This is a genomic window from Agromyces albus, from assembly GCF_004134825.1.
GTDB classification, from domain to species: domain Bacteria; phylum Actinomycetota; class Actinomycetes; order Actinomycetales; family Microbacteriaceae; genus Agromyces; species Agromyces albus.
This window is the reverse complement of record NZ_SDPN01000004.1, coordinates 90,529-113,052: the sequence shown is the minus strand read 5'-3', so window position 1 is coordinate 113,052 and position 22,524 is coordinate 90,529. Positions and strand designations below refer to the sequence as shown.

General features: G+C 67.8%; 21 protein-coding genes. 10 read left to right on the top strand and 11 right to left on the bottom strand.

Annotated elements, in window-relative coordinates:
• Window positions 1-13 precede the first annotated feature (13 nt).
• From ESP51_RS03715 to ESP51_RS03700, 4 genes are all read left to right on the top strand, one after another.
• Entirely contained in the window at window positions 14-1,894 is a 1,881-nt protein-coding gene (locus ESP51_RS03715; RefSeq protein ID WP_241842958.1) for a heparinase II/III family protein, read from the top strand.
• Window positions 1,891-3,012 (top strand): substrate-binding domain-containing protein, encoded by a 1,122-nt coding sequence (locus ESP51_RS03710; protein ID WP_206737192.1) that lies wholly within the window; start codon window positions 1,891-1,893, stop codon window positions 3,010-3,012. The genes ESP51_RS03715 and ESP51_RS03710 overlap by 4 nt, the downstream gene beginning before the upstream one ends.
• Window positions 3,013-3,153: 141 nt before the next feature.
• Window positions 3,154-3,858, top strand: a complete 705-nt coding sequence (locus ESP51_RS03705; RefSeq protein ID WP_241842957.1) for a GAF and ANTAR domain-containing protein — start codon at window positions 3,154-3,156, stop codon at window positions 3,856-3,858.
• Complete coding sequence (locus tag ESP51_RS03700) at window positions 3,855-4,568, top strand: GAF and ANTAR domain-containing protein (RefSeq protein ID WP_129519540.1); 714 nt, start codon at window positions 3,855-3,857, stop codon at window positions 4,566-4,568. The genes ESP51_RS03705 and ESP51_RS03700 overlap by 4 nt, the downstream gene beginning before the upstream one ends.
• 26 nt (window positions 4,569-4,594) lie before the next feature.
• On the opposite strand, the gene ESP51_RS03695 is transcribed toward ESP51_RS03700, so the two are convergent.
• From ESP51_RS03695 to ESP51_RS03685, 3 genes are all read right to left on the bottom strand, one after another.
• Complete coding sequence (locus ESP51_RS03695; protein WP_129519539.1) at window positions 4,595-4,960, bottom strand: hypothetical protein; 366 nt, start codon at window positions 4,958-4,960, stop codon at window positions 4,595-4,597.
• A gap of 226 nt (window positions 4,961-5,186) precedes the next feature.
• Window positions 5,187-6,389 carry an MFS transporter gene (locus ESP51_RS03690; protein ID WP_206737191.1) on the bottom strand — a complete coding sequence of 401 codons (1,203 nt, stop codon included), beginning with the start codon at window positions 6,387-6,389 and terminating at the stop codon, window positions 5,187-5,189.
• A gap of 13 nt (window positions 6,390-6,402) precedes the next feature.
• Entirely contained in the window at window positions 6,403-7,296 is an 894-nt protein-coding gene (locus tag ESP51_RS03685; RefSeq protein ID WP_129519538.1) for a dihydrodipicolinate synthase family protein, read from the bottom strand.
• 83 nt (window positions 7,297-7,379) lie between these two features.
• Here ESP51_RS03685 and ESP51_RS03680 point away from each other — a divergent pair, with 83 nt between their 5' ends.
• The gene (locus tag ESP51_RS03680) at window positions 7,380-8,738 is read left to right on the top strand and encodes an aminotransferase class I/II-fold pyridoxal phosphate-dependent enzyme (RefSeq protein ID WP_206737190.1); all 1,359 of its coding nucleotides are present in this window, start codon (window positions 7,380-7,382) and stop codon (window positions 8,736-8,738) included.
• A gap of 45 nt (window positions 8,739-8,783) precedes the next feature.
• Window positions 8,784-9,644 (top strand): phosphotransferase family protein, encoded by an 861-nt coding sequence (locus ESP51_RS03675; RefSeq protein ID WP_129519537.1) that lies wholly within the window; start codon window positions 8,784-8,786, stop codon window positions 9,642-9,644.
• 66 nt (window positions 9,645-9,710) lie between these two features.
• On the opposite strand, the gene ESP51_RS03670 is transcribed toward ESP51_RS03675, so the two are convergent.
• Window positions 9,711-11,432, bottom strand: a complete 1,722-nt coding sequence (locus ESP51_RS03670; protein ID WP_129519536.1) for an IlvD/Edd family dehydratase — start codon at window positions 11,430-11,432, stop codon at window positions 9,711-9,713.
• An 80-nt stretch (window positions 11,433-11,512) separates the two neighbouring features.
• Here ESP51_RS03670 and ESP51_RS03665 point away from each other — a divergent pair, with 80 nt between their 5' ends.
• Window positions 11,513-12,526: a zinc-dependent alcohol dehydrogenase gene (locus tag ESP51_RS03665; RefSeq protein ID WP_129519535.1), complete on the top strand. Its 1,014-nt coding sequence runs from the start codon at window positions 11,513-11,515 to the stop codon at window positions 12,524-12,526.
• A 379-nt stretch (window positions 12,527-12,905) separates the two neighbouring features.
• The gene (locus ESP51_RS03660; RefSeq protein ID WP_206737189.1) at window positions 12,906-13,883 is read left to right on the top strand and encodes a ThuA domain-containing protein; all 978 of its coding nucleotides are present in this window, start codon (window positions 12,906-12,908) and stop codon (window positions 13,881-13,883) included.
• Between the two features lie 70 nt (window positions 13,884-13,953).
• On the opposite strand, the gene ESP51_RS03655 is transcribed toward ESP51_RS03660, so the two are convergent.
• The 4 genes from ESP51_RS03655 to ESP51_RS03640 form a co-directional block, all read right to left on the bottom strand.
• The gene (locus ESP51_RS03655; RefSeq protein ID WP_129519534.1) at window positions 13,954-14,628 is read right to left on the bottom strand and encodes a TetR/AcrR family transcriptional regulator; all 675 of its coding nucleotides are present in this window, start codon (window positions 14,626-14,628) and stop codon (window positions 13,954-13,956) included.
• Between the two features lie 92 nt (window positions 14,629-14,720).
• The gene (locus ESP51_RS03650; RefSeq protein WP_129519533.1) at window positions 14,721-15,644 is read right to left on the bottom strand and encodes a shikimate dehydrogenase; all 924 of its coding nucleotides are present in this window, start codon (window positions 15,642-15,644) and stop codon (window positions 14,721-14,723) included.
• Window positions 15,641-15,943, bottom strand: coding sequence for a Dabb family protein (locus tag ESP51_RS03645; RefSeq protein WP_129519532.1), 303 nt, complete (start codon window positions 15,941-15,943; stop codon window positions 15,641-15,643). The genes ESP51_RS03650 and ESP51_RS03645 overlap by 4 nt, the downstream gene beginning before the upstream one ends.
• Complete coding sequence (locus ESP51_RS03640) at window positions 15,940-17,787, bottom strand: bifunctional sugar phosphate isomerase/epimerase/4-hydroxyphenylpyruvate dioxygenase family protein (RefSeq protein WP_129519531.1); 1,848 nt, start codon at window positions 17,785-17,787, stop codon at window positions 15,940-15,942. Before ESP51_RS03640 ends, ESP51_RS03645 begins: the two co-directional genes overlap by 4 nt.
• A 132-nt stretch (window positions 17,788-17,919) precedes the next feature.
• Here ESP51_RS03640 and ESP51_RS03635 point away from each other — a divergent pair, with 132 nt between their 5' ends.
• Both ESP51_RS03635 and ESP51_RS03630 read left to right on the top strand, forming a co-directional pair.
• Complete coding sequence (locus tag ESP51_RS03635; protein WP_164990388.1) at window positions 17,920-18,678, top strand: IclR family transcriptional regulator; 759 nt, start codon at window positions 17,920-17,922, stop codon at window positions 18,676-18,678.
• Between the two features lie 39 nt (window positions 18,679-18,717).
• The gene (locus ESP51_RS03630) at window positions 18,718-19,443 is read left to right on the top strand and encodes an IclR family transcriptional regulator (protein WP_206737188.1); all 726 of its coding nucleotides are present in this window, start codon (window positions 18,718-18,720) and stop codon (window positions 19,441-19,443) included.
• 61 nt (window positions 19,444-19,504) lie between these two features.
• On the opposite strand, the gene dctP is transcribed toward ESP51_RS03630, so the two are convergent.
• The 3 genes from dctP to ESP51_RS03615 form a co-directional block, all read right to left on the bottom strand.
• Window positions 19,505-20,557, bottom strand: a complete 1,053-nt coding sequence (gene dctP, locus ESP51_RS03625; protein WP_129519528.1) for a TRAP transporter substrate-binding protein DctP — start codon at window positions 20,555-20,557, stop codon at window positions 19,505-19,507.
• Window positions 20,558-20,778: 221 nt separating this feature from the next.
• Window positions 20,779-21,216: a type II 3-dehydroquinate dehydratase gene (locus tag ESP51_RS03620; protein WP_129519527.1), complete on the bottom strand. Its 438-nt coding sequence runs from the start codon at window positions 21,214-21,216 to the stop codon at window positions 20,779-20,781.
• A gap of 24 nt (window positions 21,217-21,240) precedes the next feature.
• A complete protein-coding gene (locus tag ESP51_RS03615; RefSeq protein WP_129519526.1) occupies window positions 21,241-22,521 on the bottom strand; it encodes a TRAP transporter large permease in 1,281 nt (426 codons plus the stop codon).
• Window positions 22,522-22,524: the final 3 nt, after the last annotated feature.

Sequence of the window (22,524 nt, the reverse complement as noted above, 5' to 3'; positions counted from 1 at the left end):
CACGGAGGCGGCAGTGACAGTCCGAGACGAGACGGTGCCGACGACCGTCGCCGAGCCCGGGGCCCTCGTTCGAGCCTGGGCGGCGATCGGGGCCGAAGAGCTGCGCCCTCCCCTCGCATCGGGCCGGTCGGCGTGGGCATCCGCAGACCCTGCGCTCCTCGACGCCCTCACCACCACGGCGCTCGCGGAGCTCGACGCCCCGTGGCCGCGCCCGCTGTTCTCCCAGTACACGGCCTACCCGCTCCGGGGCGACCGCGTCGCGTATGAGACTCCGGTCTTCGCACACGGCGACCGCCTTACCCGTGCCGTCGCCCTCGCCGCCGCCACGGGCGAGGAGCGATGGCTCTCGGAGGCGGCCGACGGGCTCTGGATGCTCTGCGAACAGTCGACGTGGTGCTGGCCGGCGCACGACGACGCCTTCGCACGGTTCGGCACGGTCACCCCGTCGCGGTCGTCACCCTACCTCGACCTCGGCGCGGGCGAGTCGGTCGCGACGATCGGCTGGGCGGTCGCGGCGATCGGGCCCGCGCTCGACGAGCGCTTCCCCGGCTTGACCGCTCGGCTCCGCGAAGAGGCCGAGCTCCGGGTGTTCCGGCCGTTCCTCGATCGCGACGACTGGCACTGGCTGGGCCTCGACGGGCGACTGCACAACTGGAATCCATGGATTCTCGGCAACGTCATCGTCGCGGCGGCGGCCCTCGCAGAGCCGGCAGAGGCTCGACTTCTGATCGATCGGGCGGTCGCGGGAATCGATCGCTACCTCGCCGCGATGCCCGCCGACGGCGCCATCGACGAGGGCTACGAGTACTGGTGGAACGGCGCAGCGCGGGCCCTCGAGGCGCTCGACGTGCTCGACCGCATCGGCGGCGCTCCCCTCGACCTGGCAGGAATGCCGGGCCTCGCCGCGCTGCTTCGCTTCCCGCAGCGGATGCAGCTGTCGGCCGAGTGGTACGTGAACATCGCCGATGCCCAGGCTCGCGCCGACGATGAACGCCCCTGGCACGTGCTGCACCGCTGGGCGCGGCGATTGGAGCTGCCGGATGTCGCCGCCTACGCCGCCTCCCATCGGCGCCCGGGAGAACCCGTCGTCTCCACGGGCATGAGCACGGGCAGGATCCTGACCGCGCTGCTCGACGAGGACTGGCGAGCGGCGACTCCATCGCCGCCGCCGCTGCCCGCGAGCGTCGAGCTCCCGTCGGTGCAGCTCGCGCTCGCGCGCGAGACATCCGGCTCCGATCGCGGCCTCGCCGTCACGCTGAAGGGCGGGCACAACGGGGAGAACCACAATCACAACGACGTCGGCAGCGTGATCGTCGCGCTCGACGGCGTGCCGGCGGTGATCGATGTCGGACGACCGACCTACGACGCCCGCACCTTCGGACCCGACCGCTACGACATCTGGTCGATGCGCAGCGAGTGGCACAGCACGGCCTCGCCCCGGGGTCTTCTGCAGGGGGTCGGCGCGGAGTTCGCAGCGCGAGCATTCACCGGCGGAGACGACGGCAACGTCGCCGCCTGGCAGGTCGAGATCGGCGGGGCGTACGGGCTCGACGCCGACGAGTCGTGGCAGCGACGCGTGAGCCTCGACCGGAGCGCCCGCCGCGTGACGGTCGACGACTCCTGGGCACTCGACGATTCCGCCGGCACGACGATCACGTACATCGTGTGGGGCGAGCTCTCCGACGAGGGCGACGGTCGCCTCGTGGTGCACCGGCCCGTCGAGGGCGTGCGCGATGTCGTCCTGCGTCACGACGGCGAGCGCCACACGATCGAGGCGCGGCAGCTCGACGATCCGGTCATGACGCGCTCCTGGGGCTCGCAGGTCGCGCGGCTCGTGCTGTATCCGGCGCCGGATGCCTCCGGCATCCGCTTCACCGCCGAGGCTGCGCGATGAGCCGCGACGGCGGGGCGACCCCGGCGTTCGGGATCGAGCGACGCGAACGGATCATGGACGAGATCCGCCGCGCCGGCAAGGTGGTCGTGCGCGACCTCGCCGTGCTGCTGGGCGTCACCGAGCTCACCATCCGCCGCGACATCGCCGAGCTCGCCGACCGCGGGCTCGTGACCCGCGTGCACGGCGGCGCGACGCTGCGCAGCTCCCTCGACACGAGCGTGGCGCGCGCGGCCGACGCATCCGGTCCATCCCGCTTCCGGCTCGGCATGGTCGTGCCCTCGCTCAGCTACTACTGGCCGCAGATCGTCAACGGCGCGCGGGCGACCGCGGCACTCAGCCGCTCGCAGCTCGTGCTCCGCGGCTCCACGTACGACCCGGCCGACCAGCGCCGGCAGATCGCGGCGCTCGTGGAGACCGGCGGCATCCACGGCCTCATCGCCGCACCGGAGACGAGCGGGCAGGACGGGTACTCGCTGCTCGCGTGGCTCGACTCGCTGCCGATCCCCGTGGTGCTCGCCGAGCGGCGCGCCCCGACGGCGCTCGCGCTGCGGAAGCTCGAGTGGGTGACGACCGACCACGAGTTCGGGGCGATCCTCGCCGTGCACCACCTCTACCAGCAGGGTCACCGCCGCATCGGCATCGCGATCGCGCGGCACTCCCCCACCTCAGGTCACCTGCGCCGGGGGTGGGCTCGTGCGCACTCAGAGCTCGGACTCGATTCCTCGCTCACGGTCGACACCGTGCTCGACGACATCGAGAACGGACACCGCGACGCGCGCCTCGACGAGGTGCTCGATCGGTGCCTCACGACGGGCACGACGGCGATCATGATCCACTCCGACCCGCAGGCGATCCTGCTCGAGCACCGCTGCTTCGATCGCGGCATCCGCATTCCCGACGATCTTGCGATCGTCGCCTACGACGACGAGATCGCCGAGAACGGCGAGCCGCCGATCACCGCGCTGCGGCCGCCGAAGCAGCACATCGGGCGGCTCGCGGTCGAGACCCTGCTCGCGCGCCTCTCCGAGGGGCCGAAGCGCCCGATCCAGCGCGTGCAGGTGCTGCCCGAGCTGCACGTGAGGGCGTCGTCGACGTCGGTGGAGGCCACGGCCGGCTGACGTCGGCGAGATGCCCAGGGTTGGTGAATTCGCGGCAACCTGCCGGTTTCCCGACCGATCCGCGGAGTAACGTTTTCCGTATGGACGATCGCGACGTGACCAAGTCCTCGCGTATCACCGAGACCATAATCGGTGGCGCTCATGGCTGATCGCTTCGCCGCCGCAGCAGACGCCCTGTCACAGATGGACGGCGACAATTCGTCGCTGACCACGCCGATCCTCGACATCATCCCCGTCTCGGGCGCGGCCATCTCCACCCTCGGCGATTTCCTCGGGTCCGAGACCATCAGCGCGAGTGACGCCCTCGCCGCCCGAATCGACGAGCTGCAGTTCGATCTCGGCGAGGGCCCCTGCTGGGACGCGCTCGCGGCTGGGGTGCCGGTGCTCGAGCCCGACCTCCGGTCCGCGATGGTTCGCTGGCCGGCATTCTCCGAGGCCGTGTCGGCGCAGCCGGTCGGTTCGCTGTTCGCATTCCCGCTCATCATCGGCCCGCTGCGCATCGGCGCGCTCGACCTGTACGCCGTGCAACCCATGGAACTCGGATCGCAGGATGCGAAGCGCACCGAGGTGTTCGCCTCGATCGTGAGCCGGCACGTGCTGCGACGCGCCCTGCGCGAGGCAGGCGCGACCGACTCCGGCGACGACGGCCCGAACTCGCGCCGCATCATCCATCAGGCCACGGGGTTCGTCATCGCCCAATTGGCGATCTCCGCCGAAGACGCGCACCTGCTGATCCAGGGCCAGGCGTTCTCGCAGGGCCGCTCGATGCGCGAGATCGCCGAAGACCTGATCGAGCGACGCCTCACCTTCGAACTCAACGACAACGCAATCGAGGTGGAACGATGAGCCAGCTCACGCGAGAGGAACGACTCGTCGACATGTTCGCGACCCTCGCCGACACGCTCATCGACGATTACGACGTCGTCGACCTGCTGCAGACGCTCGTGGACACGTGCGTATCGACATTCGAGGTTGCAGCGGCCGGGCTGCTCCTGTCCGATGACGGGGGTGACCTCGAGGTGCTCGTGTCGACGAGCGAGGAGAGCCGGCTCGTCGAGACGATGCAGCTGAGCGCCGAGGCGGGGCCGTGCATCGAGAGCTTCCGCACCGGCACGGTGATCTCCGTCACAGATCTCGACCAGGGTCCGCCCGACTGGAAGCCGTTCCGCACGGCGGCGCGCGAGCATGGATTCACCGCGGTGCACGCGATTCCCCTGCGGCTGCGCGAGACGACGATCGGCGCGCTCAATCTCTTCCAGCAGCAGGGCGACTCGCTGGGCGATCGCGATCTGCGGGCTGCCAGGGCGCTCGCGGATGTCGCGACCATCGGCATCCTTCACGAGCGCACGCTCAGGGCGAGCGACGTGGCACGTGAGCAGCTGCAGAACGCACTGAACTCACGGGTCACGATCGAGCAGGCGAAGGGCATCCTCGCGTACACGCACGGGGTGTCGATGGAAGAGGCGTTCTCGTTGCTGCGCAACCACGCCCGGTCGAATCAACTGCCACTCGCCCTGGTGGCGCGGCAGCTCGTCGACCGCACCATCATCTTCTGATCGGCGCGGCCTCTGATCGGCGCGGCTCAGTCCGCGTCGAGTTCGAGCCAATCGTCGATCATCGATGTCTTCCGACGATCGATCCTCGCTGGTGCCGCATGCGTCGGCACCAAGGGCGGTGCCGACAGCACCAGGGCGGCGTCGCGAAGCGTTGCCACGGCCCCGTCATCGAGCAGCTCCACCATCGGCGCTGACACGGTCTCGCTCGCGATGGGCATCGACGGGCCGAGCAGCAACCTGGCCTTCGAGGGACCGCCGTCGACGGCGATGATCGGAATGTCGACCATGGCAAACCTGCCGGCCGCCGCGAGCAAGCCGGCGTAGTCGAGCACAGCACCCGCGATCTCGGTTCCTGTGCAGAAGACGTGGCTTCCGTAGTGGATTCGTTCCATGATGTTCCCCTGGGTTCGAGCGGGTTTGGGCTCTTCGAGCGGTTCGGACTCGCGGGTTCCCAAGGTCCAGGGGAGCCGATGCAGGCGACGATAACACCGCATTTCGGCGACACCTAGTACTTGACAGATGGCGCGAGAAGGTCGACACTCAGCGTCGCGAAGCGGCGACCTACTCGGGCCTTGCGGGGAAGCACGAGCGCACGACCTCTTCGCGACCGTCAGTCCGCTACGACTGCGCGGCCTCGCCGACACCGGGGTCGATCCGGCGCTCAGCAGCTGAGACCAGCACCGCCGCAGCGGTGACGACGGCACCGGCCACGAGCGGCAGCACCGGGTCGATGCCGACGAGCGCGCCGGCCAGCGCAGTGCCGGCCGATCCGGCTGTGATCTTCAACGCACCGACCCACACGAACACCTGTGCGCGTGCCGATCGTGGCGAGTACTCGCTTCGAGCGGCGAGAGTCGCGGCGAAGAAATACGAGTTCAGGGTTCCCGCCACCACATAGGTGATCGCAGCGATCGGGAAGCTGGGCGCGAGCATGACCGCTGCCAGCGCGACGACGATGAGAGCGGCAAGCCTGGTCATCAACCGATCGGCGCTGCCGCGCAAGGGCCGGACCATCACCCCGAACGATCCGGTCAGACTGCCGAGCCCGTAGGCCGCCGTGAGCAGAGCCGCGGACGCTGCGTCGACGTTGAGCATCGAGGCTGAATTGACGGCGGTGATCGGCAGTACGGCAACGCTGAGCGCGACGACGACGGTGAGATACAGGGTGCGTCGCAGGCGCGCCGACCGGAGCATCAACGCCAGCGTCCGTGCCGGTCGGGGAACGTCGGTGGCTGCAAATTCTCGAGGTTGGTACGGCAGGAGCCTGATGAATGCGGCGGCCATGAGTGCCCCTGCAGCGAGAGTGAGCGCAGCGACGGTCGGTGACGCCCATGCGGAGATGGCCGCGACGACGGATGGGCCGACGGTCCCGCCGATCCCGTAGGTCGCGACGTCCCAGCCCTGGGCTCGGCGTTGCTGTGCGAGTTCGGGGCCGGCGATTCGTGGCAGCCGGCTGCTGATGCCACCGGTGAGCATCGGTCCGACCAGGCCGGAAGCGATGAGGAGCACGGCGGGGACCAACGCAGGTGTGAACGGAAACAGCAGCACCGCCCCTGCAAGGGTGAGCGCGTGGATGACTGCTGACCAGGCGATGACCGTCCGCCCGTCTTCGGCGGTGTCCAGGCGTCGCGCGACGAACGGCCCCAGCAGATGCGGTGCGGTGATGCTGGCGGCGAGCAGGCCCGCGAGCCAGCCTGGTCCGCCACTCGTGTTGACCAGCAGCACGATGGCGACGACGGCCCCTCCGTCGCTCGTTCGGGCCAGGGTTGCCGCGATGACGTAGCGTGCCAGCGGCGGTCCGTTCGACTGAGCGCCAGTCATGGTGCCGTCACCGTCATACGTCCACGCCGATGCGGTGAAGTGCAGCACGGACCGTGTCGTGCACCGCTTGGTCGAGGCCGAGGATCGGGGCGGGCAGATTGCGGGGCGCGGTCAGGCCGAGGAGATGCGCGATGACGGCGACGACCCGGAGGCTGCCGTGGGTTGCGAAGAGCTCCCAGAGCGGGGTGAGCTGGTCGGAGAGGCTTCGGGCGCGTTCGGTGTCGCCGGTCTGGGCTGCTCTCGTGATGTCCAACGCGGGCTGCGGGAGAATCCCGCCGATGACGGAGTACCAGGCGTCGCAGCCGGCGGCGAGACCGGTCGCGGCGGATGCGTCTCCGCTGACCCCGATGGTGAACCCGTCGGGGAGTTGCCGGTGCAGGTCCTGGATGTGCGCGGTGGCGGCATCCGATTCCGCTGGGACGCCGGGGATCTTCACCGATGCGACGTGCGGCAGGTCGGCGATGCGGGCGTACAGCTGTTCGCTGAACGTGAAGTGGGTGGTGCCGGGGTTGTCGTAGATGACGAGCGGCACCGAAAGGCTCTGTGTGACATCCGCGTACAACCTGAACACGTCCTCGGCGGTGAGCTTCTGGTAGCTGACCGGGGCGAGGAGGAGACCGGCGGCCCCTGCCTCCTGGGCGTCTTCGGCGTTGGCGATGACATCGCGCGTGCGGAAAGCGCCGATGCCGATGATCACCGGCACGTCGCCCGCGGCTTCGACGGCGAGTTCGGCAACTCGCGCGCGTTCTGGCCGGCTCAGATACATGTAGCTGCCGGTCGAACCGAGCGCGCCGATGGAGTCGACGTGAGCGTCGCGAAGTCTGGCGACGACCCGGACGAAGGCATCTTCGTCGACGCGCTCGTCGGCGATCGGGGTGAGTGGGAATGCGCTGAGGCCGGTGAACATGTGGACTCCTAACTGACGCCCACAGTGTAACCCGTTTGTCCTAGGACAAAGCAAACGTCATAGGACAAAGATAGAATCGCGGCGTGGCCTCAGAACGCGCGATCACGATCAGCGGCACGACCGCCGCGGAGATCGCCGCGCATGTGCGCGACCTCGTCGCCGCAGGCGAGTTCGCACCAGGCGAGTCCCTCCCCCCGATCCGGGAGCTCGCCAAGTCGCTCGGAGTGAACCGGAACACGGTCGCCGCCGCATACCGCTTGCTCGCTACCGCCGGCACCGCGGAAACCCACGGCCGGAGCGGAACGACGATCTCCAGGGTTCCCGTTCTCGACCGGGAGGGCGCCGCCGGCGGAGGTCGAGCCATCAACCTCGCAAGCGGCAACCCCGATCCTGCGTTCCTGCCCGACCCGAGCCGCGCGCTCAGCCGAGTCCGGTACGAGCCCCCGTTGTACGGGACACCCGTCATCGACGAAGGGCTGCTCGACTGGGCCGACGCGCACCTCGCGCCCGACGTGGGAGGCGAGTACCGGCTCGTCCTCGCCCATGGCGCCGTCGATGCCGTCGAACGCCTGCTCACGGCACACCTGACCCGAGGCGACGCCGTCGCCGTCGAAGACCCGTGCTTCCTCTCGAGCATCGGAACCCTTCGACTGAACGGATTCCAGACAGCCGCTGTGCCGGTTGACGACCACGGAATGCTCCCCGACCGACTCGACGACGCGATCCGCGCCGGCGCTCGAGCGGTCATCCTCACACCACGAGCGCACAACCCGACCGGCGCCAGCCTCACCGAGCGCCGCGCAGCCGAGCTCCGCGCCGTGCTCGAGCGCAACCCGCAGGTTCTGGTGATCGAGGACGACCACTTCTCGGCCGTCTCCTCGTTCGACTACCATCGCGCGACGCCGCCGTCGACGAACCGATGGGCGCTCGTCAGGTCGGTGTCGAAGTTCCTCGGCCCCGATCTCCGGCTCGCGTTCATCGCCGCCGACTCCGAAACCGCTGCCCGTCTGGAAACCCGGCTGAGCTCCGGAACGACGTGGGTGAGTCACCTGATCCAGCAACTCGTGCACACAATCCTCACCGACCCCGTGACCTCCGAGCTGCTGGCTCAGGCGAAGCAGGCATACGCGGAGCGGTCGTCGTTCCTCGTCGATGCGCTCGCCGAACACGGCATCCACGCGAATCCCAGACCCGACGGGCTGAACGTGTGGGTGGAGTTCGACCGACCCGTGCAGAACCTCGTGGCAGACCTCGGCGAACTCGGCTGGCTGGTCCGCCCCGGGGATCCGTTCGCGACTGAGAACGGGCGGCACCGGAACGCGATCCGGGTGTCCACCGCCACGCTGACGCCACCGATCGCGAGCGTCTTCGCCGCTGATCTCGCTGACCGCGCCGCGCACCTCGACCTGCGCACCGCCGCAACCCGACGAGAACCTGCATGACCGCCATCGACGCGCACCGCTGCAACGTGGAAACCTGGTCAGATCATGACTGATGCCATCAGGCGAGCGTTTCCGGACAGCGAGATCATCCCGCGCAGCGGCGGTGAGCTGCACACCGTCTTCGAGGTACGACGAACGGCCGCCGATCCGTTGATCGTCAAGGTCTACGCACCCGAATGGGCCTGGAAACAGGCCAAGGAGGTCTACGTGTACAACCTCCTCGCCACCCAGCTGGCCGATGCGGTCCCGCACGTCATCGAGGTCGGCGACAACTTCACCGCGCTCACGAAGCTCGACGGCGTACCGCTGTCCGAAACCGATCCGCCCGATTGGCGAGCGATGTACGAGCAACTCGGACGACTCCTCAAGGCGATCCATCGCATCGAGCAACCGGCGTACGGCTATCTCACCGACGAGATCCTCGATCCGCTGCCGGACAACACGCAGTACATGCGTCGCCAGTTCGCCAAGAAACTCAGGGAATTCGAGGACCTGAATGGTGATCCTGCACTGCACCAGGGCATCCAGCGGTTCGTCGAGACACACGCCGAACTCCTCGAGTCCAACACGACGCCGACCCTGTGTCACAACGATTTTCACGAGGGCAACGTGCTGGTGGATCCGGCGACCTGGCGCGTCACCGGGTTCATCGACGTCGAGAATGCGATCGCCGCCGACCCGCTGATGGATCTCGCCAAGACGCAGGCGTATTCCATCCGCGGGAACGAGGAGAAGCTCGCGGGCCTGCTCGACGGGTACGGCGAGTTGCCGCCGGACTGGCGGGAACGGACCACGCTCTACCGGCTCTACCATTCGCTCGAGCTCTGGGACTGGTTCGCTTCGAGAGGCACCACCGCTCACCTCGACGGCATCGCCCGGGACCTGGCCGGGATCGTCGACAGCTAGGGCTCTTCGCACACCGCCTCGAGAATGGATACGGATGCCGCATCCGCTCTCTGAGGGGGCATCACCTCAGTGCGACTCGCGGCTGACCTTCGGCCCGCTCGAGCCGACGAGGAAGTCGAGGTCGACGCCCGTGTCGGCCTGCATGACGTGGTCGACGTAGAGACGCTCCCAGCCACGCCGGGGCTTCGCGAAGCCGTCGAGCGTCGCCTGGTTGGGCAGGCGGGCGGCGAGCTCCTCGGCCGGGACCTCGAGATCGAGTCGGCGGCCGCGAACGTCGAGCGAGATCCAGTCCCCGGTCTGCACGAGCGCGAGCGGGCCGCCGGCCGCGGCCTCCGGCGTGACGTGGAGCACGACCGTGCCGTACGCGGTGCCGCTCATGCGGCCGTCGCAGATGCGGACCATGTCACGCACTCCCTGTTCGAGCAGCTTCTTCGGCAGCGGCATGTTCGCCACCTCGGGCATGCCCGGGTAGCCCTTCGGGCCGCAACCGCGGAGCACGAGCACGGAGTCGGCGTCGACGTCGAGTTCGGGGTCGTCGATACGAGCATAGAAGTCCTCGATGCTGTCGAAGACCACGGCCTGGCCGCGGTGCTTGAGCAGGTGCGGTGATGCAGCGGCGGGCTTGATGAGGGCGCCGCCCGGGGCGAGACTCCCCCGCAGCACACTGATGCCCGCGGCCGGCAGCAGCGGGGTTTCCCGCGGGGTGATGACGTCGGAGTCCCAGATCCTCGCGTCATCGAGGTAGTCGACGAGCGGGCGCCCGGTGATCGTGAGGGCATCGGGGTCGAGCAGGTCGCGCACCTCGCGCAGCACGGCGTGGAACCCGCCGGCTCGCTGCAGGTCGTCCATCAGATAGCGGCCGGCGGGCTGCAGGTTCACCAGCAGCGGCACGTTCGCGCCGATGCGGTCGAAGTCGTCGAGGGTCAGGTCGATGCCGAGGCGCCCGGCGATCGCGAGCAGGTGCACGACCGCGTTGGTCGAACCGCCGATCGCGGCAAGTGCGACGATCGCGTTGTGGAAACTCGCCTTGGTGAGGAAGGTCGATGGTCGCCGGTCGGCCTCGACGAGGGCGACCGCGAGCCGCCCGGTCTCGTGCGACGCCTCGAGCAGGCGACTGTCGACGGCGGGCGTTCCGGCGAGGCCGGGGATGACGGTGCCGAGCGCCTCGGCGACGAGGGCCATCGTCGATGCCGTGCCCATGGTGTTGCAGTGTCCGCGACTGCGGATCATCGACGACTCGGACCTCAGGAAGTCGCGCTCGCTGAGCGTCTCAGCGCGTACTTCCTCGCTCAGTCGCCAGACGTCGGTGCCGCAGCCGAGCGCCTCGCCGCGGAAGGTGCCGGTGCTCATCGGCCCGCCGGGCACGACGACGGCGGGCAGGTCGACGGATGCCGCCGCCATCAGCAGCGCCGGAATCGTCTTGTCGCACCCGCCGAGCAGCACCACCCCGTCGATCGGGTTCGCGCGGAGCATCTCCTCGGTCGCCATCGCCGCCATGTTGCGCCACAGCATCGCGGTCGGACGCACTTGGGTCTCGCCGAGGGACACGACCGGCAGGTTCAGCGGGATGCCGCCCGCCTCGTAGATCCCGTTCTTCACCGACTGCGCGACCTCGTCGAGGTGCGCGTTGCACGGCGTGAGATCGGACGCGGTGTTGGCGATCGCGATATGCGGGCGCGCCCCCGCGAACGCACTGTCGGGCAGACCCCGCCGCATCCACGCCCGGTGAATGTAAGCATTGCGGTCATCACCCGAGTACCACTCGGAACTGCGAAGCTGGGACGACATCGGCTTTCCAACTCTCGGTCACCTGTGAATCGTTGTGAGCACAGCGTATGAGGTGGCCGCCGAACGAGGAGCACGCAACGATGAAGGCCTTCGTCATCTCAGGTCCGCAGCAGGCGGGGGTTGAAGACGTCGAGCCGCCCACTGCCGGCCCGGGTGAGCTCGTCATCGACGTCGCGCGCGCCGGCATCTGCGGCACCGACATCGAGTTCTACACGGGCGAGATGCAGTATCTGCACGACGGGCAAACGTCGTACCCGATCCGCATCGGCCACGAGTGGATGGGCACGGTTTCCGCTGTGGGCGAGGGCGTCGATGCGACCTGGATCGGCCGCCGGGTCACCGGCGACACGATGCTCGGCTGCGGTGAATGCCACCGTTGCCGCACGGGATACCACCACGTGTGCGAGTTCCGCACGGAGCTCGGCATCCGCGGCGGTCGCCCGGGCGCGCTCGCCGAACAGGTCGCGTTCCCGGCCCACTACCTCCACGCGCTGCCTGATTCGGTGACGGATGCCGCGGGCGCGCTCGTCGAACCGGGCGGCAACGCGTGGCGCAGCGTCGAGGCGGCGGGGCTCCGCGAGGGTGACCGCGTGCTGGTCCTCGGACCCGGCACCATCGGGCTGCTCTGCGCGATGTTCGCCCGCGCGGTCGGCGCCGAGGTGCACCTCATGGGCCGGTCAGGCCGGTCACTCGAGTTCGCCCGCACGTTCGAGTTCGACGGCGTCTGGACGGAGGACGATCTTCCGGCGCTGCGATGGGACGCCGTCATCGAGGCATCCAACGCCCTGCATCTGCCCGCGAAGGCACTCGAGCTTGTCGAGCCGGGAAAGCGCGTCGTGTACGTCGGGCTCGCGGGCAGCCCGAGCCTCATCGACTCGCGCAGGCTCGTGCTCGGCGACCTCACGGCCGTCGGCATCCTCGGTGCGTCCGCGGGCCTCGCCCCGACCATCCGCTCCTACGCGAGCGGCACGGTCGACCCGACCCCGCTCATCGCGGCGACCGTCGCCCTCGACGAAGTTGCCGGCGTGCTCGCCGGCGAACGGCGCTCGAATGCCGCATCCGGACCCAAGATCCACGTCGAGATCGCCCGCTGATTTCACGACCTCTTCCGATCGGAGCGATCGTTGTATCGGCCTCGACGTGTTCCTCGGCGGAGCGAGCATCGTGTTCGCGATCACCGGTTGAGCGACGGATGCCCCGGCGTCGATGTCGTGTCTCACGCCGCACGTCAGTCCTCGGGTTCGGGCCCCCATGCTGTCGATCACATTGCCGACCGTCGGGCGGCCCAGCGACCCGCGGCCTACTGGGTGGAACAGCCGTTGCCTCGGGCTTCGCGTGCGCTTAGATTCGCACGAACTCGGGTCGCCGGCACCCTCAGAGCGGGCTGGACAACGGATGCGGTAACGGCACCGGCCGGTGATCACGCCCTTCGGCAGTCCCGAGGAGACAGTACGAACGATCAAAGGAGATCACGTGAGATCACCAGTACGCTCCGGAGTCGCCGTCATCGCCGCAGGGGTTCTCGGCGCCGGCATCGCGCTGACGGCAACTCCCGCGAGCGAGAGCGACCGGGACGGGAGCGGGCGCGGTCAGCCCGCGACCGCGAGCCAGATCTATCAGGACGAGATCAAGGACTACGGCGTCTGCCGCGGCACCGACCCCGTCTGCTATCACGAGTGGGGCAATGGATGGGTGGAAGGTGAGGAGAAGCGCATCCTGATCTGGAGCCGCACCGCGGGTCCGCGCCATGCCCACCTCGGCACGCCGCTCGGCGCCGGTCTGAATCCGCCGCTGAACGCCGACAACGTCGCGCAGGCCGGGCTCAAGGCGTGGGCGGAGGAGCGCGGCATCGTCGTCGACTACACCGAAGACCTTGCCAGCTTCGGCAACCTGAATCGGTACCAGGCGGTCGTCTTCCTCAGTTCCAACCGCGACACCCTTGACGACACCGCGCAGACGAATCTGATGCAATACGTTCGCCGCGGCGGTGGGTTCGTCGGGATCCACAACGCGTTCGGTGCGGAGTATCACTGGCCGTGGTACGAGGGCCTCCTCGGCGGAGCCAACTTCTACGATCACGCCCCGCACCGCGACGGCACTGTCGAGACGATCGACGGGGACGACGTGTCGACCTCCTTCATGCCGTCGGAGTGGGCATTCAAGGACGAGTGGTACAACCTCGAGCCCTACCCCAGCTACGTCAACGTGCTGCTCGAAGTCGATGAGGCGACCAGCCTCAACGGCCGTACGGCCGGCCACCCCGGACACGGTGCCGAGCACGCCGTGAGTTGGTGCCACTACTACGACGGTGGCAAGGCGTGGCTGACGACCCTGGGGCATGATGCAGCGGCATGGACCGACACGGCGATGGTGAACGACGACCTCTTCAGGCAGCACGTGGTGGAGGGACTCGAGAGCGCCATGGGCATCAAGCCCTTCTGCACGGTCTGAGCCTGCATCGAGGGATTCGCACGATCGCTGAAAGGGGGCCCGTGCCCGGTATCCGGCCCGGGCTCCCTTCTCACGGGACGGTTCGCCGGTTGCGCCGGTCTGCCATCGTCGCCACGATCATGTCGCCGATGAGACGCCGGTGCGAGGGCTGCAGCGCGGGATCGAGCATGTCGCGCTTGAAGATGGCGGCGAAGGTGTGCCGGTTCGCGACGTGGAAACACGCATAGGCGCTGATCATCATGTGCACGTCGAGCGCATCGACGTCGTCACGGAAGATGCCCTCCCGCACGCCTCGCTCGATCACCTGCTCGAGCAGGGTGATCGCTGTGGCGTTCTCCCGCAGGATCGTCTCGGACTGTTGAAGGTGCTCCGCTCGGTGGATGTTCTCGATGCTGACGAGCTGGATGAACATCTCGTGCGTCGTGTGGTGGTCGTACGTCGCCTCGGCGAGCTTGCGAAGCGCCTCGGTTGGCGACAGCTCGTCGATCTGGATGCCACGCTCGACCCGACGGATCTGGGCGTACACGCGTTCCAGAACGGTGAGGTAGAGCGCTTCCTTCGAACCGAAGTAGTAGTAGATCATCCGCTTGGTCGTGCGCGTACGGGCGGCAATCTCATCCACCCGAGCCCCCGCATACCCGTTCGCGGCGAACTCGGCCGTTGCGACCTCCAGGATGTCCTCCTGGCTCCGCGCGGCGCGTCGGGTCACCCCCTCATCGGGGACCTCGCTCAGCTGGTCGGTCATCGAGAGCTCCCTCCGCCGCGGCACGTCCGAGTTCTGCGCAGTTCCGCGGCTATTCCGCGCCCGTGTGGGGCGTCGATCCGGTCCGGCGGGCGTCACTCGCCGCCCTCTGACCACTCCTCGGCTTCGACGAGGGCGCGGAAATGCCGCTCCATCCGATCGCGATCGGGCTGCTCGCCCGTGATGATCTGGAGACTAGCGTATGCCTGGCCGACAGCCATCCGGCCTCCGTCGAGCACCGGATGCCCCTGCCGCGCCGCCCGCCGGATGAGCTCGGTCTCCAGCGGCCGGTAGACGACGTCCGAGACCCATGACCCCTTCGAGATCAGGCTGACGTCGAACGCGACACCCGGGTTGTGCAGCATTCCCAACGGGGTGGCGTGCACCACCCCGGTCGCGCGCGATATCGCCGCCGCGACGCCCTCTGCGCCGACAGGCGCGATGGTCTGCGTCGGAAAGTGGGAGCGCATGCGCTCGGACAGTTCCTCCGCGCGGGTACGGTCGACGTCGCACAGGTCGAGCCGGGCGGCGCCGCACGAGAGCAGCGCATACGCAGTGGCTGCGCCGGCGCCGCCGCATCCGACCTGCACGACACGCTCGAACGATGCACCGGGCAGGCCCGCGATGAGTCCGTCGCGATAGCCCATCCAGTCGGTGTTGTAACCGATGAGACGTCCGGCCTCGAATACCACGAGGTTGACGGCTCCCAGACGTTCGGCATCCGGGTCGAGCTCGTCGACGAGATCGAGCACCAGCCGCTTGCAGGGGTGGGTGATGTTCATCGCCGCGTAGCCGAGGCGATTGGCCTCGGCGAGGAGCGCCCCCACATCCTCAGGCCGCTTGCGGAGCTGGATGAGATCCAGGATGCGGTACTCGTACTCGAGACCGAGCGCGGCCGCTTCGGCCTCGTGCATCAGCGGCGTGAGTGATGCGGTGATGCCCTCGCCGATGAGGCCGACGAGGTAGTGGGCGCGAGTCGCGGACGCATCCGACTGGCTGTGCTGTCGCTGCGGCCTCATGGTGTGTCAGGGACCTCGAAGTCCACGGTGGCGAGCGACACCTTGACGGGAGCCGAGATGCTGAGGACCTCGGCGTGCGCCGGGTGCCGCGAGTATGCATCGAGCGCATCGAGGTCGTCGAAGTCTGCGACGATCGCGAGCTCGTGCGAATTCGGGCCGGCCAAGAGGTCCTCGCCCACGCTCATGCTCCGCAACTCGGGGATCTGTGAGGGCAGCGCGCGCAGCAATGACATCCAGTGCTCACGATCCGCGGCGGTGAACGACGGAACGAATCGGAAGACGGCGACATGACGGATCACGCCGACACTCCCTCCGTCGCCACGCGCCGTTGCTGGTACTGCGCGGCGAGACGGACGGGAGCGTTGAGCGCTCCGTACCCGTCGTAGCCGTCTCGCCGCTCGACGACTTCGAGGAAGACCGTCCCGATCGGTGGGGTGTAGAAGTGGAGGAATTCGCCCGACTCGTCCCGGTCGTACATGACGTTCAGCTCCTTGAGCTCGCTGAGCAGCGCTGGGTCGATGTCGTATCGGGCTGCGATGTCGTCGTAGTAGTTGGCGGGGATGTCGAGGGGCCGGAATCCACGCTCGCGGGCAGTCCGTGCCAGCCCCAGGACGTCGGATGCCGCAAACGCGATGTGCTGCGGCAGGATGGCATCCGGGTCCGCGCCCGACGGCACCAGGTTCAGGGCGATGCGGATGACGCCATCGGCACTTCGAAGCACCTGGCTGCGCACGAGGCCCACCGGCGCGGCGACCTCGAGCGAGGGCTGTGCTCGCAGGTCGAGTACGGAGTGGAAGAAGAGCACGCCCGCGTCGAAGTGCTGCCACGGTTGTGCGAGATTGACGTGATCCACCCGCTGGATCACGGGGGTGTCTTCGCCTGCGGGAGCGCCGAACTCATGCACCCAGTTCGGCTCGGTCTCCCCCTCAGCCCCGAAGAACACCTCGGATCCATCAGGCGCGCGCACGCCGACCAACGGCTCGTCGCCCGCGCTCTCCCGGCGGAGGATCTCGGGAGCGAACAGCTCCGTGGCCCGCCGCATCGCCGTTTCCGGCGACACAACCGAGAGTCCGATGCCGGCCACGGTGGGCTGGGGCCGATCCGATTCCGGTCGACCGACGATGATGCGGGCCGCCCCCTGCGACCACAGTTCGACGGCCTTGGTCCGGTGACGCCCGTGCGCGTGGAATCCGAGTTGCGAGAGCAGCGCCCGCATATCGTCGACCGCGTCCGCACGCAGTTCCAGGTAGTTGACCTCCGCGGGCGGCTCGACGGCTGGCAGCGCCGAGGCCGACATCCTGGCGGCCCGAGCGCCGGGCGAGGCGCCCAGCCAGAGCGCGGTCTCGTGCTCGAGCCAGCGCAATGAGCGCCGCGCTTCGACAGCCGTCGCCCGGGGATCCGACTGCCGGAACGTGTCGTTGAAGATCTCGAGCGAGATGGGGCCGTCGTAGCCCGTTCGGACCAGATGCCCCATGAAAGCACCGAGCTCGAAGCCGCCTTCGCCGGGGAAGAGCCTGTGGTGGCGGCTCCACGAGAGCACGTCCATTGAGAGCAGTGGGGCATCCGCCAGCTGCACGAAGAAGATCTTGTCAGCCGGAATCGTCTCGATCGCTTCCGGATTGTGGCCCTTCGAGAGGATGTGGAAGCTGTCGAGGCACACCCCGACGCGAGGGTGATCCGTGAGGCGGACGATGCGCGCTGCCTGCTCGTAACTGTCGACGAATCTTCCCCACGCAAGCGCCTCGTATGCGACTCGCACGCCGAAGCGCTCCGCCAGGTCCCCCAGCTCACGCAGCTGCGCTGCCGCGAGCTGCTCGTCGCCGCTGCGCGCAGTCGCGACGTTGCTGCACAGCAGCATCGTCTCGATGCCGAGGCGGTTCATGAGCGTGAACTTCGCCGCGGCGCGTCGCAGATTCCGCTCGAGCAGGTCTGGCCCGACCCCTTCGAAGTCGCGGAACGGCTGGTAGAGATCGAGCGACAGCCCGAGCTCCTCCGCTCGTGTGCGGATCGTCTCGGGCGAGTCGGGTGACGCGACGAGGTCAGGCTCGAAGATCTCCACCCCATCGAACCCGGCCTCGTGCGCCGCTACCAGCTTCTGATCGAGGGTGCCGCTCAAGCAGACCGTGGCGATCGATGTGCGCATGACACCTCCGGCAGGCGCCGACGGCGGCGACTGCGATTCTCAAGACAGCATTGCATCAATCCGTACTAACTAGTACGTTCGAATCGCTGAGGGCGATCGATGATGATTCAACCTGCTGGAAGGGGATCTTCGATGACGAGTCTCGCCGAGTGGAACACGTCCCCGTCCCGGCCGAGCGGGTCGACCTCGGTGCTCGACCGCATCATCGCGATCCTCGACACGGTGAAGGAGTCGGGCGGGTCGACCTCCATCACCGATCTCGCGCTGCATACGGCCTTGCCGAAGTCCACCGTCTCGCGCCTCGTGGCGGCATTGGTTCAGCAGCGCTACCTCGAGCGCACTCCCGGAGGCGTCACCCTCGGCCTCCGGCTGTACGAACTCGGCGCACGCGCAAGCCTGCCTCGCCGGCTCCTCAGCGCCGCAGCCCCCGTCATCAAGGATCTCTGGGACCTCACGGGCGAGCGCGTAGGACTCTGGGTCAATCAGGGTACCGACATGGTGTCGATCGCAACCGTGGCGGGGCGACTGCCGATGCTTCCGACGCGCGCCGGCATGCGCTCGCCCGCGCTCACCACCGCCAGCGGCAAGGCCTACCTCGCCTTCTGCGAAGATCAGCGCGTGGTGGATCGGGTCAGCGCGCTCCTCGGCGATGACGCCGCCGACCACTTCAGGGACGAGCTGAACCAGGTGCGGGCCTCCGTCGTCGCGACGGACCCCGGCGACTCCTATCCCGGCATCCTTGCTGTGGCGAGCCCCGTGCTCTCGGCCGACCACGTGGTCCTCGGCGCACTCTCCATCGCGGGACCGAGCGGGGCAATGGACCCCGAACGCGTCGCGCCGCTCGTGCGCGCGGCCGGCGTGCGGGTCACCCGCCGTCTCGCGGCGGCATAGGCAGCCGTGCGAACCGCGGACTGGACGGAAGCGGTCAGTGTGCTGGACCGCGTCGCGGCGGTCTTCGATGCCTTCGGCGAGAATGACGACGGCCTCGGCGTCTCCGAGCTGGCCCGGCGGGCGAACCTTCCGAAGTCCACGGTGTCCAGGATCGCCGCCGAGCTCGTCGGGCAGCGCTTCCTCGACCGTGAAGGGGACAAGCTCTACCTCGGGTTCCGGCTGTTCGAACTGGGTCAGACGGTCGAGCAGCCGCGGAGGCTCCGACAGCTCGCCCTGCCCGTGATGACCGAACTGCGCAATCTCACCGGCCATACCGTCGAACTCGCCGTCCTGGACGGAGCGGACGTGGTGTTGATCGCGATCGTCCGTGGTCAGCACACGCCGACATCGGCCGGAAGGCTCGGAGGGCGCCTCCCGGCTCATGCCACAGCGCTTGGAAAGGCCATCCTCGCGTTCTCTGCGCAGGAGGTGGTCGACGTCATCGCCGACGGATGGCTCGAGCCACGCACGATCCGCGAGCCCTCGTCCCTTCTGCGAGAACTGACTGAGACGCGCAGGAGCGGGATCGCCACCGAGCGCGAAGAATGCGCGGTCGGGCGCGCGAGCGTCGCGAGCCCCATCCTCGGTCACGGGGCCGTTCCCGTCGCGGCCATCTCGGTGATCGCACACGCCGAGGAGTTCGCTGCAGACCGGGTCTCTCCCGTGGTGCGCGCAGCTGCACTCTCCCTGAGTCGTCGTGTCTGCGCCGCCGGTCGGACCCTCTGACTCCCGGCAACAGAGATGGGGTGGGTGCGTATCGCACCCACCCCATCTCCTCATTCCGGGATCAGCCGGCCATGTCTCGGATGGCCTGGTAGATCTCGAGCGTCTCACCCGAGAAGTAGCCCTCGAAGTAGGCTTCCGCCTCGCTGATGAACGCCTCCATATCGATGTCCTCCTGCTCGATCACCGTGAAGGCGTCGTTCGCACGATACTCATCGAGGATCTCCTCGGTGGCCTCGTCGACGCAGTCGCGGTTCTCCGAGCGGATCTCGTGGATCGTCTCCTCCAGGAGGGCAGCCTGCTCGTCGCTCATCTTCTCGTACGTCTTGTCACTCACGAGGATCCAGTGGATGCCGACGTTGTGGTTGTTGAGGACGGCCACGTTGAGGATCTCGTCGTAGCTCGACGAGCGGGTCGCGACGATGGGATTCTCCTGTCCGACGGCGATGCCCTGCTGAAGCGCGGTGTAGAGCTCCTCGACTGCGACGGAAACCGGGTTCGTGACGCCGAGAGCTTCCGCGTTCGCCAGGAATGCCGGCGAATTCGGGAACCGGATCGGCACGCCTTCGAGGTCGTCGGGGCTGCGGACCTCGATGTCCTTCGTCGTGAACGTGCGGTTCCCGAAGAACCATCCGTCGACGATGCTGACACCGGTCGCCTCCTGGAATGAGGTGAACAGGTCTTCTGAACCGTCGTCGATCCACTCGAACGCATGCTCGACGTCGTCGAAGGCATATGCCGCGTCGACGACTCCGATCGGCTCATACGTGGAACTGAGCGCCGAAGCACCCTGCAGGTCGATGTCGATGTCGCCGGCCTGGACGAGGGGGAAGCGATCCGCGTCGGGGCCGAGCTGGCTCGCGGGATACAGCTCGACGGTGAAGCCCAGGTCGGCCTCCTCGAGTCGTTCCTGGAGCAGTTCGACGCCGCAGTAGTAATTGGGCGTCTGCTCGTTCTGGCTGGTCGCGACGGTGAGTGTGACCGGCGTGCTCTCGGCGTCGGTGCCGGGGGTCTCACTCTCCGGGCTGCCGCCGGCACAGCCGGTGAAGACGAGCGTGGTTGCTGCGAGCACCGACGCGGCGATTCGGCCTCGTCTCGTCGAGCGGGCTGTGCTCATGTGACTCTCCTCTTGTGTGCGCACGTCCTCGTGCTTGGGTTGACGTGCAGGTCGATGGCCGAGACTGCGACGAGGGAGTGGCGACGACTCTGCATGGGGCGGGGCATCGTCGACCACTCTGTCAAGGAAACGGCCCGGTGGCAGTGCCGACTCTTGCCGAATCCACTCGGTCCGAAAAGCGAAGTCCCGTCGAGTGGAACATCGCCCTTCCTCGCGGCGCGCTACGACGTGAGCCGGTCGGCCGCTCGGATCGCGAGTTCGTACCCGAAGACGCCCGCTCCTGCGATCACGGTTCGAGCGGCCGAGGAGATCAGCGAGTGCTGATGAGCGGCGTCGCGCGCATGGATGTTGGTGATGTGGATCTCCACGATCGGGGCGTCGAGCATGAGGAGCGCGTCGAGCACCGGCACCGAGCCAAAGCTGAATCCGGCGGGATTTATGACCACCGCCGCATTCTCGCGATACGCATCGTGCAACCACTCCACGATCTGGTGCTCGGCGTTGGACTGCGCGAAGAACACGTCGAAGTCCAGCTCGCCGGCGACGCGCTCACAATCGGTTCGGACGTCGTCGAGCGTCGCACTGCCGTACAGCTCGGGCTCGCGCTGACCGAGCATGTCGAGATTCGGGCCGTTCAGGACGTACAGCTTCCTGGTCACGGATGGCTCCTTTCAGGGGCGGCGTCACAGCAGGCCGAGCCACGTGGGCACGATCGTGACGATGGCCGGGAACAGTGTCAGCAACAGCAACACGACCCCCAGCGGAATGAGGAACGGAAGGATGCCCCTGAACAGCTCGCCCATCGGCCTCCGCGTGATCGAGCCGACGACGAACAGCACGGCGCCGACGGGTGGTGTCAAGGAGCCGATCATCAGGTTGAGGATCATGATGACGCCGAGGTGCACCGGGTCGATCCCGAACTGGCCGATGATCGGCATCAGGATCGGCACGAGCACCAGAATCACCGGAGGCGCCTCCAGGAAGATGCCGAGCAGGATCAGCAGCACGTTGAGCAGCAGCAGGAAGACGATCGGGTTGTCGGTGAGCGCCGTGAGCCATTCACCCAGGTTTCGCGACACCTGCTCGCGTGCCAGCACCTGCCCCATGAGGTTGGATGCACCGAGGATCAGCAGGATGCCCCCGGAGATGACGACCGTCTCCTTGGATGCTCGCCAGAACACCTTCCACGACAGGGTCCGGTAGATCACCCCCAGCACGAGCATGTAGCCGGCCGCGATGCCGGCGCTCTCGGTCGGGGTGAACCACCCGCTGAAGATGCCACCGAGGATGATGATCGGCAGCATCATGGGTCCGATGACGCGCACGAGCGCTTTGCGGAACAATGTTCCATCGAACGGGCGACTCACGGCGACGGCCGGATGCAGTCGCACCCAGATGAAGATGTAGACCGCCAGGCCGACTGCCATCAGGATCGCCGGAAGGATCGAGCCGGCGAAGAGCGCACCGGTGGAGATCGAGGCGGTCGCTGCGAACAGGACGGCGGGGATGCTCGGTGGCATCACCGTGCTCATCAGCGAACCCGATGCCGTCAGACCCGCCGAGAACCCGTAGGGGTAGCCTGCTTTGAGCATCTGCGGGATCTGGACCTTGCTCGTGGACGCAGCATCCGCAAGTGCGGAGCCGCTGATCCAGGAGAATCCGATCGCGGTCCCGAGGTTGACATAGGCGAGGTTGCCGGGAAGCCGAGGAAGCAACGCCCTCGCGAAGTCGTAGAGCCTCGTGGCGATGCCCAGGTGGTTCGCGATGGTGCCGACGAAGATGAACAGTGGCACAGCGAGCAGCGGAAAGCTGTTGATGCCGTTGACGATCGACGAGATCGCGTACCCCGGGGAGAGACCCTGACTGTAGAAGTAGAGCATGCTGGGCGCGATCATGGCGAACGCGACGGGCACTCTGAGCAGGAGAAGGACGACGAGCAGGACGATGTAGAGCCAGAGATCCAACTC